The 13,549-nt window shown below is 63.1% G+C and carries 13 protein-coding genes; 5 read left to right on the top strand and 8 right to left on the bottom strand.

The annotated features are described in order from the left end of the window. Positions 1 to 8 precede the first annotated feature (8 nt). The 6 genes from ACMDCR_RS19410 to ACMDCR_RS19385 form a co-directional block, all read right to left on the bottom strand. Positions 9 to 1,538: a carboxypeptidase M32 gene (locus tag ACMDCR_RS19410; RefSeq protein WP_413988185.1), complete on the bottom strand. Its 1,530-nt coding sequence runs from the start codon at positions 1,536 to 1,538 to the stop codon at positions 9 to 11. 47 nt (positions 1,539 to 1,585) lie between these two features. Next, positions 1,586 to 2,599 (bottom strand): ABC transporter ATP-binding protein, encoded by a 1,014-nt coding sequence (locus tag ACMDCR_RS19405; protein ID WP_413988184.1) that lies wholly within the window; start codon positions 2,597 to 2,599, stop codon positions 1,586 to 1,588. Beyond that, positions 2,592 to 3,614 carry an ABC transporter ATP-binding protein gene (locus ACMDCR_RS19400; protein ID WP_413988183.1) on the bottom strand — a complete coding sequence of 341 codons (1,023 nt, stop codon included), beginning with the start codon at positions 3,612 to 3,614 and terminating at the stop codon, positions 2,592 to 2,594. Before ACMDCR_RS19400 ends, ACMDCR_RS19405 begins: the two co-directional genes overlap by 8 nt. Continuing rightward, on the bottom strand, positions 3,611 to 4,456 hold the full coding sequence (locus ACMDCR_RS19395) for an ABC transporter permease (protein WP_413988182.1): 846 nt from the start codon (positions 4,454 to 4,456) through the stop codon (positions 3,611 to 3,613). Before ACMDCR_RS19395 ends, ACMDCR_RS19400 begins: the two co-directional genes overlap by 4 nt. Further along, on the bottom strand, positions 4,453 to 5,388 hold the full coding sequence (locus ACMDCR_RS19390; protein WP_413988181.1) for an ABC transporter permease: 936 nt from the start codon (positions 5,386 to 5,388) through the stop codon (positions 4,453 to 4,455). Before ACMDCR_RS19390 ends, ACMDCR_RS19395 begins: the two co-directional genes overlap by 4 nt. Positions 5,389 to 5,512: 124 nt before the next feature. Further along, positions 5,513 to 7,120 (bottom strand): ABC transporter substrate-binding protein, encoded by a 1,608-nt coding sequence (locus tag ACMDCR_RS19385; protein WP_413988180.1) that lies wholly within the window; start codon positions 7,118 to 7,120, stop codon positions 5,513 to 5,515. Positions 7,121 to 7,254: 134 nt separating this feature from the next. Between ACMDCR_RS19385 and ACMDCR_RS19380 the strand changes: the two genes are divergently transcribed. From ACMDCR_RS19380 to ACMDCR_RS19365, 4 genes are read left to right on the top strand one after another with little or no spacing between them, the layout of a single operon-like run. Continuing rightward, entirely contained in the window at positions 7,255 to 8,262 is a 1,008-nt protein-coding gene (locus tag ACMDCR_RS19380) for a GntR family transcriptional regulator (RefSeq protein ID WP_413988179.1), read from the top strand. Then, positions 8,249 to 8,950 carry a creatininase family protein gene (locus ACMDCR_RS19375; protein WP_413988178.1) on the top strand — a complete coding sequence of 234 codons (702 nt, stop codon included), beginning with the start codon at positions 8,249 to 8,251 and terminating at the stop codon, positions 8,948 to 8,950. Before ACMDCR_RS19380 ends, ACMDCR_RS19375 begins: the two co-directional genes overlap by 14 nt. Continuing rightward, the gene (locus ACMDCR_RS19370; RefSeq protein ID WP_413988177.1) at positions 8,947 to 9,978 is read left to right on the top strand and encodes a ketopantoate reductase family protein; all 1,032 of its coding nucleotides are present in this window, start codon (positions 8,947 to 8,949) and stop codon (positions 9,976 to 9,978) included. Before ACMDCR_RS19375 ends, ACMDCR_RS19370 begins: the two co-directional genes overlap by 4 nt. After that, positions 9,975 to 10,733 (top strand): SDR family NAD(P)-dependent oxidoreductase, encoded by a 759-nt coding sequence (locus ACMDCR_RS19365; protein WP_413988176.1) that lies wholly within the window; start codon positions 9,975 to 9,977, stop codon positions 10,731 to 10,733. The genes ACMDCR_RS19370 and ACMDCR_RS19365 overlap by 4 nt, the downstream gene beginning before the upstream one ends. 216 nt (positions 10,734 to 10,949) lie before the next feature. Here the strand turns inward: ACMDCR_RS19365 and ACMDCR_RS19360 are convergent, their stop codons facing one another. Together ACMDCR_RS19360 and ACMDCR_RS19355 are read right to left on the bottom strand one after the other, a co-directional pair. After that, positions 10,950 to 11,624 carry an HD domain-containing protein gene (locus ACMDCR_RS19360; RefSeq protein WP_413988175.1) on the bottom strand — a complete coding sequence of 225 codons (675 nt, stop codon included), beginning with the start codon at positions 11,622 to 11,624 and terminating at the stop codon, positions 10,950 to 10,952. A gap of 144 nt (positions 11,625 to 11,768) precedes the next feature. Beyond that, complete coding sequence (locus tag ACMDCR_RS19355) at positions 11,769 to 12,455, bottom strand: DJ-1/PfpI family protein (RefSeq protein WP_413988174.1); 687 nt, start codon at positions 12,453 to 12,455, stop codon at positions 11,769 to 11,771. Positions 12,456 to 12,529: 74 nt separating this feature from the next. Here ACMDCR_RS19355 and ACMDCR_RS19350 point away from each other — a divergent pair, with 74 nt between their 5' ends. Then, positions 12,530 to 13,462, top strand: a complete 933-nt coding sequence (locus tag ACMDCR_RS19350; RefSeq protein ID WP_413988173.1) for a GlxA family transcriptional regulator — start codon at positions 12,530 to 12,532, stop codon at positions 13,460 to 13,462. Positions 13,463 to 13,549 lie beyond the last annotated feature (87 nt).

Below are 13,549 nucleotides of genomic sequence, written 5' to 3'. Positions count from 1 at the left end.
TTTCCGTATCAGGCCAGCAGGCGCACCTTTTCGGCCAGGGCGTCGATATAGGCGGTGGGATCGAGGCCTGAGCCGGTGGCCTCCCGCAGGATCTCGTCGGGCGTGCGGCTGCGGCCATGGCGATGCACGTGCTCGCCGAGCCAGAGACGCAGGGGAGCATAATTGCCGCCTTCCAGGCCCTTGCCGATGGTGGGCAACCGGCTCGCGGCCTCGAAGAGCTGCGCCCCCATGACATTGCCGAGCGTGTAGGTCGGGAAGGAGCCGATCATACCGGATGACCAGTGCACATCCTGGAGCAGGCCCTGGCTGTCGTTAGGCACGATCAAGCCGAGGAAGTCGCGGATCTTCTGGTTCCAGAGCGAGGGTAGCTCGCCCACCTCGACCTCGCCGGCAATCAGCGCCGCTTCGATCTCGGTGCGCAGGATGATGTGCAGGTCATAGGTCAGTTCATCCGCCTCGACCCGGATGAAGCTCGGCCTCACCGCATTCACAGCACGCCAGAATTCCATGGCATCGACATCGGCGAGCTGTTCAGGAAAGGCGTTCTGGAGCGATTGGAAGTGCAGCTCCCAGAAGCGTTGCGATCGGCCAACCCGGTTTTCCCACAGCCGCGACTGCGATTCATGCATGCCGAAACTGGCGCCGCCGACGGCATAGAGGTTGATGATGTCGGTGGTGAAGGCCGAACGCGTGAATTTTGCCAGCACTCCCTGTTCATACATGCCGTGTCCGGCCTCGTGCCAGATGGCGAATAGTCCACCCGGCAACCAGTTCTCGCGGAAGCGGCCGGTGATCCGCACATCCTCGCGGGTGAACGAGACTTCGAAGGGGTGGACGGTATCGTCGAGCCGCCCGCGCGCGAAATCGAAGCCCATCTTGACGGCAATGTCCCGCGCATAGGCCTTCTGCGTCTCGATGGGAAATGACCGCTCCAGGATATCGAGCCGGGGCTGGTCGCTCCGGCTGAAAACGGTGTCGATCAGCGGCAGCAAGGCATCCTTGAGGCGGGTGTAGAGCGGCTCGATGGTCGCCAGCGTCATGCCCGGCTCGTATTGGCCGATCAGGGCGTCATAGGGATGGCGCTCGAAGCCAATCGCCCGGGCGATGGCCCGCTGGAGCCCCACGGTTTCGGCCAAAAGGGGCGCGAAGGAAGCAAAGTCATCGTTGGCGCGAGCCTGAATCCAGCTCTCATGTGCCCGTGTCCTGAGGGCGGCCGCCTGGGTGATCAGGACCTCGGGAATGCGGCGCAGCGTCTCGATGGTCTCTCTTGTCAGGAGCAGCGCCCGGCGTTGCTCGTCCGTACCGCCAGCCTCCACCTCGTCCAGCCCGGCCTCGATGGCATCGCGCATGATGTCGCCCGTCGCCATTTCGCGCGCCAGGCCCGAGAGCGTAGCGATCTGCTGGCCACGGGTCGCGGCGCCGGCCGCTGGCATCTTGGTCCGTGCATCCCAGTTGAGGATGTTGATGGCGCAAAGAATGTCGTTGAGGCGCCCGATTTCCTGTTCGAAACGGGCCAGTCCTGTCGTCCTGGCGTTCATTTGTTTCCACCCACAGATTGAGACGGTTCGGCCGTACTAATGGCTGGTCATGCGCCGGCCTTGCTGAAATCTTCGAGATGACAGGCAGCCAATTGCCTGGAGCCATGTGACTTCAGGATCGGATGTTCCTTGCTGCAGCGATCGAACACATAGGGGCAGCGCGGATGGAAGCGGCAGCCCGAAGGCAGCGAGAGCGGGCTCGGCAACTCGCCCTTGGCGCTGGCCACGCGCGTGCGCCTGGTAGGATCGAGGTCGGGCGCCGCGTCGAGAAGCGCGCGCGTATAGGGATGACGTGGGGCGGTGAACAGTGCCTCCGTCTCGCCGATCTCGACGATTTCGCCCAGATACATCACGGCAACGCGGTCGGAGATGTGGCGCACGAGGCGCAGATCATGGGCAACGAAGATCACGGTCAGCTTGAAGCGTTGCTGCAGGTCGAGAAGCAGGTTCACGACCTGCGCCTGGACTGAAACGTCCAGGGCGGAAACAAGTTCGTCCGCGACCAGGATGTCCGGCTCGACGGCCAGTGCCCGGGCAATGCCGATGCGCTGACGCTGGCCACCCGAGAATTCGTGCGGGCGCTTGTCGGCGGAGTCCTGGTGCAGGCGCACGAGGTCGAGCAGTTCGGCGATGCGGCCGGGAATCTCCGCCCTGGAGCGCATCTTGTGGACGCTGAGGGCCTCGGTCAGCACCTGGCGCACGCTCATCTGCGGGTTGAGCGAGCCATAGGGATCCTGGAAGACCATCTGGACGCGGCGGTTGTACGCCCGGCGCGCCCCGCCCTTGAGCCCGGCGACGTCGCGGCCCTCGAACATTACGCGCCCATCATTGGTCTCGATCAGGCCGACGATGGTGCGGGCGAGGGTGGACTTGCCGCAGCCGGATTCACCGACGACGCCGAGAGTCTCGCCGCGCGGGATCTCCAGCCGGACGCCGTTGAGCGCATGGATCGCGCGCGCAGGCTGGCCGGTGATGCGGTCGAGCAACGTCCGCCTGATGTCGAAGCGCACCACGACGTCTTCGATCGACAGGAAGGGAGCCGGCACGGTTCCGTCACTCATGCAGGCCTCCTCCCGCGGCCGCCACGGCCTCGTGACGGAAGCAGGCGACCAGGCGTTCGACCCCGATGGTCGCCAGCGCCGGCTTGTCGATCGAACAGCGCTCGATCCGGAAGCTGCAGCGCGGATGGAATGCGCAGCCCTGCGGCATGGCGGAGAGGGAGGGTGGGGTGCCCTCGATCGACATCAGGGGTTTACGCTCATCGCCGCCCTGCGGCACCGAGCCGAGCAGGCCGCGCGTATAGGGATGGTGCGGCTGGCGGAAGACGTCGAGCACCGCGCCGCTTTCGACGATGTTGCCGGCATACATCACGGCCACCCGGTCGCAGGTCTGGGCTACGACACCAAGATCGTGGGTAACGAATATCACGCTCATGCCGAGCCGTTCGCGCAGGCCGAGGATCAGTTTCAGGATCTGGTCCTGAATGGTGACGTCGAGGGCCGTCGTCGGTTCGTCGGCGAAGAGAAGGCGCGGCTCGGCGGCCAGTGCGATCGCGATCATGACGCGCTGGCGCATGCCGCCGGAGAACTGATGCGGATAATCGTCGACGCGGCTGGAAGCTGCGGGAATGCCGACAAGGTCAAGGAGTTCGATGGCTCGCTCGCGGCGCTGGCGCTTGTCGAGCGTGCCATGGGCGACGAGGGATTCATCGATCTGGCGATGCACGGTGAGCACAGGATTGAGGGCCGTCATCGGTTCCTGGAAGATCATGGCGATCTCCCGGCCTCGCATGGCCCGCAGCGTAGCAGGCGAGGCACCGATCAGTTCCTGCTCGCCCCAGGTCACCGAGCCGGTGGTGCGGGCGTGCGAGGGCAGGAGATGCAGCATCGAGCGCAGGGTCACGCTCTTGCCGGAACCGGACTCGCCGACGAGGCCGAGGACCTCGCCCGGCTTGACCTCGAAGCTGACGTCGTTGAGTGCCGTCAGCGTGCCGCGCCGTGTCGAGAAGGCCGTGGTGAGATTGCGCACCGTGAGCGTCTTGGCCGGATGCGCGCCGAGGCTGACAGGCCCGTTCATCGGTTCGGCCTCAACAGTTCGGCCAGGCCATCGCCGAGCAGGCTGAAACCGAAGCCGGTGGTGACGATGGCGATGCCGGGGAAGATCGAGATCCACCAGGCCGTCCCCATGTAGTTCTTGCCGCCGGCGATCAGCACGCCCCATTCGGAGGTGGGCGGCTGCGCGCCGAGGCCGAGATAGCCCAGGCTCGAACCCAGGAGAATGGCAAGCGCCATATCCGTCATCCAGTAGACGATGGCGGTGGCGATCACATTGGGCATGATGTGGCGGATGATGATGCGGGCATTGCTGTAGCCCATCACCCGGCCCGCGGCGGCATAGTCGAGGCGCTTCTGCAGCTTGACCTCGGCGGCGACGAGGCGGGCATAGAACACCCAGTAGACGATGCCGACGGCGATATACATGTTGCCGAGACCCGGCCCGAGCACGGCGACGATGGCGATCACCAGCACCAGGAGGGGGAAGGTGACCACGGCATCGACAATTCGCCCGAACACCGCCTCCGCCCAACCGCCATAGTAGCCGACCAGCGCACCGACCGTCGTACCGAAGACGAAGGGGAACAGCGTCGTGTACAGCGCGATCTGCATATCGATCGTATAGGCGTGGATGGTGCGCGAGAGCATGTCGCGGCCGAAATTGTCCGTACCGAAGGGATGCGCCCAGGAGGGCGGCTTGAGGATCGCCTTGTAGTCGATCTTGTTGGGATCGTAGGGCGCGAACAGATGGGGGGCGAGTGCCAGAAAGAGGCTGATCAGCAGAATGGCGCAGCCGAATTGCAAGGCTGGGGGAAGGCGCAGCGAGCGGCGCTTGACGCGCGATGCATCGAGGGGGATGGTCATCGCGCCACCCTGGGATCGAGGGCGGCCTGGACCAGGTCTGTCGCCAGGAAGATGAGCGAGACGAGCACGGCCAGCACGATGGTAAGGCCCTGCACCACCGGATAGTCGCGCGCATAAATGCTGTCGATCATCAGTCGGCCGATACCGGGAATGGCGAAAACCGTCTCGGTGATCACGGCGCTGCCGACCACCGTGCCGACGTGAAGGCCAAGCAGCGTCACCGTGGAGATGAGGGCATTGCGCAGCACATGCCGGAACAGGATGATGCGGGTCGCCAGCCCCTTGGAGCGGGCAAAGTTCACATATTCGGCGCCGAGCACGCCGATGATGGCGGCCCTGAGATTGCGCATCAGGATGGCCGAGAGGCTGAAGGCGATGGTGAGCGCCGGCAGAAAGAGGTGGTAAAGCCGCTGCCCGAAATCATCGCCATAGCCGCCCACCGGAAACCAGCGCAGGTTGGCGGCAAAGATCGTGAGCAGGACGAGGCCGATATAGAAGACCGGCATGGAAAGGCCGATCTGGAAGGCCTCACGGATGGCAAGGTCTGCGGCCCGGTCCTGGGAGAGCGCGGCGATGAAGGCGAGCGGCACGGCGAGGATCACCGCAAAGAGGGCCGATAACCCCGTCAGCATCAGCGTGACTGGCAGGCGCTCGGCGATCACCTGCGCCACCGGCAGATGCAGGGCGAAGGAGGTGCCCAGGTCGCCAGTGACGATGCGCTTGACGAAATAAAGGAACTGGATGGGCAGGGGCTGGTCGAGGCCAAGCTCGGCATTGATGCGGGCGACATCGGCATCGGTGGCGCGGTCGCCGATCATGGCGCTGGCGGGATCGCCGGGGAGGAGGCGCACGATCACGAAGGTGACGAGCAGGATTACGATCAGCGTCGGAATGATCAGCAGGAGGCGGCGCAGGATATAGAAGAACCCCACTCGTCGTTCCCTTCCTTCAGGCTGATCTGGAATCCGAAGTGCGGCCCGCCTGCTGGCGCGCCGCACTTCGTGTCCATCGGCGGGAAACCCGGACCGTCATGCCCAATGCTTGCTTCTTCCGGACTTACTTCTCGATATGGGTGGCGACGAAGATGTTGTTGCCGAGCGGGATCTGAACGAAGCCCTTGACGGAAGGCTTGAGCGTCACCGGGTAGGGCGTCTCATAGAGCGGAACGATGGGCCCGCTGGCGTTGTAGATCTCCTGGATCTTGGCATAGTCGTCTGCGCGCTTCTTGGGGTCGAGTTCCTTCTGGGACTGCTCGAACAGCATATCGGCCTCGTCATTCTTCCAGCCCGAATGCAGGGCATCGATAGTCTTGGAATAGACGAAGTAGGAGGCGATCTCGTTGGGATCGGCGATGTCGTCCGTCCAGGCGGCAAGGCGCATGGAGAAATCGCCGGCGCGGTATTTGGCGGTGCGGGTGGCGTTGTCGACCTGCTGGATGTCGAGGGTGACACCGATCTGCGCCCACATCTGCTGCAGGGCCGTCGCGATGCCGATTTCGTCCTCGTTGCCGGCCAGCACATACATGCTGGTCTTGAAGCCGTTCGCGAAGCCGGCGTCCTTCATCAGCTGCTTGGCCTTGTCGAGATCGACGGGGAAGAGTGGCGTGGTGCCGGCATGATAGGGCGTCGCCGAGGACATGAAGGAGGTCATCGGCGTTCCGACGCCGTGGGTGACGATGCCGATGATGCCGTCCTTGTCGGCGGCATAATTGAGCGCCTGGCGGACCTTCTCGTTGGAAAGCGGATTGTCGCTGCCGTCCTTCAGCTTGGGACGGACCATGAGGGTGACATATTCGACGCGGGTGGACGGGAACAGCGCCATGTTGACGGTGCTGTCCGCCTTCAGCTCGTCCACGCGGGCATAGGGAATGAACTCGGCGCCGTCGAGCTCGCCGGACTTGAGCTTGAGGATGCGGGTGGCGTCATCCGGAATGACCTCGAAATGCACGCCGTCGAGATAGGGCAGGGCTTTGCCGTCAGCGCCCTGGCGCCAGTAATAGGGATTGCGCACCAGCTGCATGTCGGCATTGCGCTGCCAGGATTTCAGGATGAAGGCGCCTGACCCGATCGGATGCTCGGCGAAGGCCTTGGCCTTGTCGGCATCGGTGGCGCCGGGAGAGGCCTCGAACGCCTTCATCGGCAGGATCGAGGTGTTGAACACCGTCAGGGCCGGAAGGATCGCCGGGTCCGTATTCTTCAGCTTGAGCACGACGGTCTTGGGATCCTGGATCACGACATCGTCGATCGAACCGACCATGAAGCTCCAGATGCCGTTCTTCGGGTTGGCGGCGCGCTTGAGCGACCATTGCACGTCCTCGGCGGTGATGGGCGAGCCATCCGAGAACTTGATGCCCTCACGCAAAGTGAGCGTCACGCTCTTGCCGTCCGGCGCGACCTGCCAGGCGGTGGCGAGGCCAGGCTGCACGCCCTTACCGTCGTCGGTGGGCAGCAGCAGGGTGTCGTAGAGGTTCGAGAGGATCCAGATGTCGACATTGGCGTCGTTGAGCACGGGATCGAGGAAAAGGCTGTCGGCATAGCGCCCATATGTGAGCGTGCCGCCGCGCGTGATGGTGTCGGCGGCGCGGGCTCCCGACGTGGCGATGACGCCCGTCAGGCACGCGGTTAACAACAGGCTCGTTGCAATGTGCTTGAAGGACATTCTCATCACGGTACCCCGGGGTGGCGATAGAGTGTTCTAGTTAATTAGTACGGTAAAGGCGTGCATTGCTTCTTGTCAAGCAAGATCGTTAAGGATTTGGTTGCGATATGGCGCAAAGCGTTCTAACAAGATAGTACAGTATGGTGACGATGATGGACTATCGCTTGGACCGGGATTTGCCCATACCGCTGGGGACGCAGTTGCGGGGGCTGATCGAATTCGGGATTGCAACGGCGGGCCTGTTGCCGGGAGAACGCCTGCCTTCCGTGCGCGAAATGGCGGACCTCGCGGGCGTGGCTCCGATGACGGTGGCGCAGGTCTACCGGGATCTGAAGAGCAAGGGTCTCATCCAGTCCTTTGCCGGCTCCGGAACCTTCATCGCCGATACAGGCATGCGCACCTCTTCCTATGACCTGCAGGTCGTCGACCTGCACAGGCGCATCGATGCGCTCATCGACGAGGGTCTCGCCATGGGCCTGCGCTCGAGCGATCTCGCAGGCATGATCAGCGCGCGCTTCAACGAGCGCCAGGCACGGGGGCGGCGCAAGCATATCGTCATGGCCGGCAACTTCCAGGGGGCCACCGCCGCCTATGCACGCACCATCGCGGAGGTGCTGGGCGCGGGCGTGACTGTCGAGGCCGTCACCATCGATGCGATCGCCCGCCAGCCCGTGGTGCAGCAGAAGGCCGCCGCCGCCGACATCGTGGTGACCTTCCTCCACCGCCAGCGCGAAGTGGCAGCTCTGTTGCCCGGCAGCACGGTGACCGCGATCAGCTTCCTGCCCTCCGAGGAAACTCGCCGGTCCCTCGCTTCGCTCGATCCGCTGACGCGGGTGGGCGTCGTCTCGATCTTTCCCGAATTCACGCCACTGATGAAGGCCGGCGTGCAGCGCTTCGCCCCGCACGTGCCGTCGATCACCATAACGCTGCGCGATGCGCCCGATCTCGACCAGTTGCTTGGTAACAGCGACGTGCTCGTCTATGCCACCGGCGCCGAGGAACTGGTGACGCGCCTTCGTCCCGGCATACCCGCCTTCGAATACCGCCATTCACCCCATCCCGGTGACATCAAGCGCGTGCTCGGCCCTTTGATCGAGGGGACCGACATCACTGCGCAAGCGAAAAAGAGGGAACATGAAGATCAGTGAGATGAATTGGGCCCAGGTCGAGGCGTATCTCAAGACCGATGACCGCGCCATCTTGCCGCTGGGCTGCACCGAGCAGCATTCGAAACTCAGCCTCTCGGTCGACTCTATCCTGGCGGAGAAGGTCTCTGTGGATGCGGCCGAGCCTTTGGGAATCCCGGTCTTTCCGGTACTTCCCTATGGTATTACGCCCTATTTTCTCGCTTACCCCGGGACGATCAGCCTCAAGGTCGAGACCTATGCGCTGATCCTGCGCGACATTCTGACCTGCGTGAAGCGCCATGGATTTCGCAAAGTTTTGATCGTCAACGGCCATGGCGGCAATCAGCCGGCGCAGAGCGTGGCCGCCGAATGGCAGGCCGACAACCAGGAGGTTGCGGTGAAATTCCACAATTGGTGGAATGCGCCGAAGACGTTTGCCAAGGTGCAGGAGATCGACCCCGTCGCCTCGCACGCCTCCTGGATGGAGAACTTCCCCTGGACCCGCCTCAAGGGCGAGGTTCAGCCCACGCAGCAAAAGCCGATGATCGATCTCTCGCGCCTGCGCTGGCTGGGGCCTGAAGGCGTGCGCGCCTATCTCGGCGATGGCAATTTCGGCGGCTACTACGAGAGGCCCGATGAAGAGATGCTGGCGCTGTGGGAAGTCGGCGTCGCTGAAACGCGCGCCCTGCTGGAAGGCCCCTGGGCATGACCGGACCCATCCTGGTCTGGGGGGCAGGCGCGATCGGCGGCACCATCGGTGCGGCTCTGATCCGCGCCGGCGAGGAGGTGCTCTTCGTTGACCGTGACGCCGCCCACGTCGATGCCATCAACCGCAACGGCCTCGCCATCACAGGCGCGATCGACCCCCATCACGTCAAGGCCCGCGCCTTCCTTCCCGAAGAGGTCACGGGCGTCTATGACGAGATCCTGCTCGCGGTGAAGGCTCATCACACCGAGGAGGCGACCAAGGCACTGTTGCCGCATCTCGCCATCGACGGCTATGTCGCCTCGATCCAGAACGGACTGAACGAGCGCATCATTGCCGCCATCGTCGGGCCTGAGCGCACCGTCGGCTCCTTCGTCAATTTCGGCGCCGATTATATCGAGCCCGGCGTGATTCATTTCGGCGGGCGAGGGGCCGTGGTTGTGGGCGAGATCGATGGCACCTTGACGCCGCGTATCGAAAGGCTGCACCGCCAGTTCCTCGCCTTCGACCGCAACGCCGTCCTCACGCGCAATATCTGGGGTTATCTGTGGTCGAAGCTCGTGGTTGGCTCGCTGCTCTTTGCCACCGCCGTCACAAATGACAGCATCGCCGACGTGCTCGCCATGCAGCGTTATCGGCCGACACTGACGGCGCTCGCCCATGAGGTTTTGGCCGTCGCTGCGGCGGAGGGCGTAAAGCTCGAGCCCTTCGACGGCTTCGATCCCAGGGCTTTCATGCCCGGCGCCGATCCTGCCGCGACCGAGCGCTCCTATGACGAGATGGTGGCGCATAATCGTCGATCGGCCAAGTCCCATACCGGCATCTGGCGCGACCTCGCGGTGCGCAAGCGCAAGACGGAGGTCGACCAGCAGATTGGGCCGGTGGTCGAGATCGGCCGCCAGCACGGCATCGCCACGCCGGTGACGCAGGCCCTTATCGGCCTGATCCATGCCACCGAGGAAGGGCGGCGTTCCCTGGAACTGGCCGGTCTCGACGATCTCGCAAAGGCTGCCGGAAAGGTACCGGCATGATCGCGAATTTCTCGGGCCGCACCGCCCTTGTCACCGGTGCGGCGCACGGGTTCGGCCGGGCGATCGCACTCGCCTTCGCTGCCCGCGGAGCCCATGTCGTCGCCGCCGATATTCTCGCCGATGGTCTTCGGGAAACTGCCGGGCTGCTCGGCGAGAGGGGGCAGGTCGTCACGCTCGATGTCAGCGATCCCGCCGGCGTGACGGCGGCGATGACTTTGCTGGAGAGACAGGGTAGGGCGGTCGATATCCTCGTCAACAATGCCGGCGGCGTCCGTGGGCAGGTCGGCCGCCCCATCGAAGAGATCGAGCCGGCGGACTGGCATGCCATCGTGGACGTCAACCTTACCGGCGCATTCCTGATGGCACAGGCGGTGGCGCCGGGCATGAAGGCGCGCCGGTACGGGCGCATCGTCAACATCTCCAGCGGCGCTGGGCTCGGCATCAGCCTTACGGGCATCCAGGCCTATGCCAGCGCCAAGGCAGGGCAGATCGGCCTGACGCGCCAACTCGCTCACGAGCTGGGTCCGTGGAACATCACCGTCAACAATGTCGCGCCCGGTTTCGTACGTTCCAATCCCTCGACCGAGCGGCAATGGGACGCCATGGGCAAGGCAGCGCAGGAGCGCTTGGTGCAATCCATCGCGCTGAAGAGGCTCGGCAGCCCGGACGATATCGCCAACGCCGTGCTGTTCTTTGCCTCCGACGCGGCAGGGTGGATTTCCGGGCAGGTGCTGAGTGTGGATGGGGGGAAGTAGCTCCCGGGAGCGTGGGGTTCCCGCCCTCCGGGTGCATGGGCATCCTGCCCGTTCTTGGAAACGCACGCGACCTTTATCACCCAAAGACAGACGCGGTTGATTTGTTAGTAAGGCCGCGTTGTTTAGCGCACTGCCGATGCGATGCCCTCAATTTTATTTGCATCAACAATCTTTTGTAGCCACTTCATCTCTCTCTAGCGCAGTTCCAGCTGTTGATTATTCTGAGAAAGAAGAATTTTCTAGAAAATCAACCGCTGAATTGCGCGTATATCCTGGAACGTACTTCAGACCAAAATCCGACAGAAAATTGTCTTTCGTTGTGTTTGGATGATTCCTGACGATATCGCACAGACATACAGTAAGTTGCTTCTTCATGTCGAGACGAGGATAGGTGGACAAAACTGCCTTCTTCTCGTCATCGCTGAATTGCTGATAGCCCGCGCCACCGTAGTCGCACGCGATACCATGTTGGCTACAGGTCACGTCGGCGCTTTTGAAATGTCCAATTGACGGGCTGGTGTGAAGCGCGATCGCATCCCAGACTGTCTCGGCGCGACGCTCCCCCATGTTGTGGGCGAGCGCAAAAGCGCGGCCTGCATCCGCACCCACAACCTCAAAGCGACGATCGGGAGCGCCGCCGCGCGCAAGGCCGAGATCATGGAGCAGCACCGAAACGCCAACGACCTCGGCGTCGGGGTTGAGAGCACGGCGCTCTGTCAGCCTCGCGCCGTACAGCCAAGAGCGCACAACGTGATTGAAGAGCCAGTCCGGTGATTCAGCCCGTGCCTCCGCGTAGGCATCCTGGACAGGGCGGCTATCGGCCAAAGTCACAGCCAACGTACGGCCAACTGACAGCGCGTCTTTGAAATCGGGCTTTTCGCTTCCGCTCACTTTTTGCTCCTTGGCGTTGCAGACTGGGATGGTTGGTCAGCCTTGGCGGAACGAATCGGCAGGGTCGAAACTGTGGCTGACAAACCAGCGACTTGAGTTCCCACGAGGGAGAGAAAAGCGCGGCGGTCGCGCATGTTTGAGGGCTCAGACATTGCGGGAGGCCACCCATGTTTCGAGGCGCGCGCGCCGTTGAGTCCGAGCCTGCGCCGTGCGAGCGTTTAGCGCCTCCAATATTTCGGCTGGAGCTGTGTCCGGGCGCCCCGAGTTGAACGGTGGCTGGGGCGCGTACTCCAGCCCAAGCTGAACCATCTCCGCTACGTGCTGGCCGCGCAACTCCGCGATAAGAGCCAACGCAAAATCGATACCAGCGGTGACGCCGCCTCCAGACAGGATATTGCCGTCGCGTACGATGCGGCCTTCATCAACGATGGCGCCGAACACCGGAAGCAATTCGCGCCAAGCCCAATGGCAGGCTGCGCGTCGACCGGTGAGGAACCCCGCGGCGCCCAGGATCAGTGACCCGGAGCAAACCGAAGTGAGATAGCGAGCGATCCCACCAAGTCGGACGATCTCCTTCATATAGAGTTCGTTCTCGATAGCAGGGATACAGCCACCGCCGCCGGGCACCAGAAGCACATCGCAGGAGGCGATGGAGGCCAAGTCTTCCAATTCTGAGAATACAAGCCGGTCCGCGGTGATGGGTCGGCCGCCTAGGGAAGCTACTCGAACGTCGAGATCCGGCGTGCGCGAGAGAAACTGATGTGGGCCCGTGAAGTCGAGCTGGGTCACTTCGTCATACGCGGCAATTAGAACGCTGATTGGTTCGGACATCGCTTTTTCTCCTCACGGGCAAGCTAATCTCGCGATCATTTGTCCTAAAGGCCAAACTTCCCTATGATACGGCCATGATCACGGTTGGCTTCTTCGTATCTCCGGGCTTTCAGATGCTCGACCTGGCCGGTCCGGCCGGCGCCTTCGAAGCGGCAAGTGGGAATGGAGGTCCTTCCTATCGGATCCATCTCCTGTCAGCCGAAGCTGGCGGTGTGTCGAACAGTCTCGACATGGAGACTGCTACTGCCTCACTCGACGATGCCGTGCTCGATACGCTGCTCGTGATCGGCGGACGGATTGATCTGTCGATATCCGCTACCACGCTGAGCCGGCTTGTGGAGGCCTCTGCCAGGTGCCGGCGCGTGGCGAGTGTTTGCACGGGTGCCTTTACCCTCGCGGCGGCTGGGCTGTTGGATGGGCGGCGCGCCACGACGCATTGGCGATATGCGGCTCGCCTTCAGCGTGAATACCCCTCCATCAAGGTTGAAGCGGATCGCATTTTTTGCCGGGACGGCAACGTTTGGACGTCGGCAGGCATCACGGCCGGTATCGACCTTGCGTTGGCTCTGATGGAGGAGGACCATGGTTTTGACGTCGCCAAGGGCGTGGCGCAGCATCTCGTCGTCTATCATCGCCGCCACGGAGGACAGTCACAGTTCGCGGCTTCGCTCGACTTGGCACCCAAAAATGATCGGATAGCCGCTGCACTAGGCTACGCCCGCGATCACATCGCCGATGCTCTCAGCGTCGAACGGATGGCAGACGCGGTTGGCATGAGCCTTCGGCAGTTCAGCCGCACATTCCGGGCGCAGACCGGCGCCACACCGGCGCGCGTAGTCGAACGGATCCGCGCCGACCTGGCCAGAGGCCGCCTGGAGGCAACCGCTGATTCCGTTGAACGCATCGCGGAATCTGTCGGCTTCGGTGATGCTGAAAACATGAGAAAGGCGTTCATCCGAGTTTACGGACAGCCGCCTCAATCGATTCGGCGTGCAATTCGCAGCTAGAGCCGCCTACCCGCGTGATGGCGGCGTTGCCCTCAAATCAACGGTGGCAGTCTTAAGTTGATAAAGGCCATGAACGCTCTACGACAA

It is taken from the genome of Labrys okinawensis (assembly GCF_047345005.1).
In the GTDB taxonomy this organism is placed as follows: Bacteria; Pseudomonadota; Alphaproteobacteria; order Rhizobiales; family Labraceae; genus Labrys; species Labrys okinawensis.
Note: the sequence above shows the minus strand (reverse complement) of the source record. Positions and strands in the feature narration are given on the sequence as shown.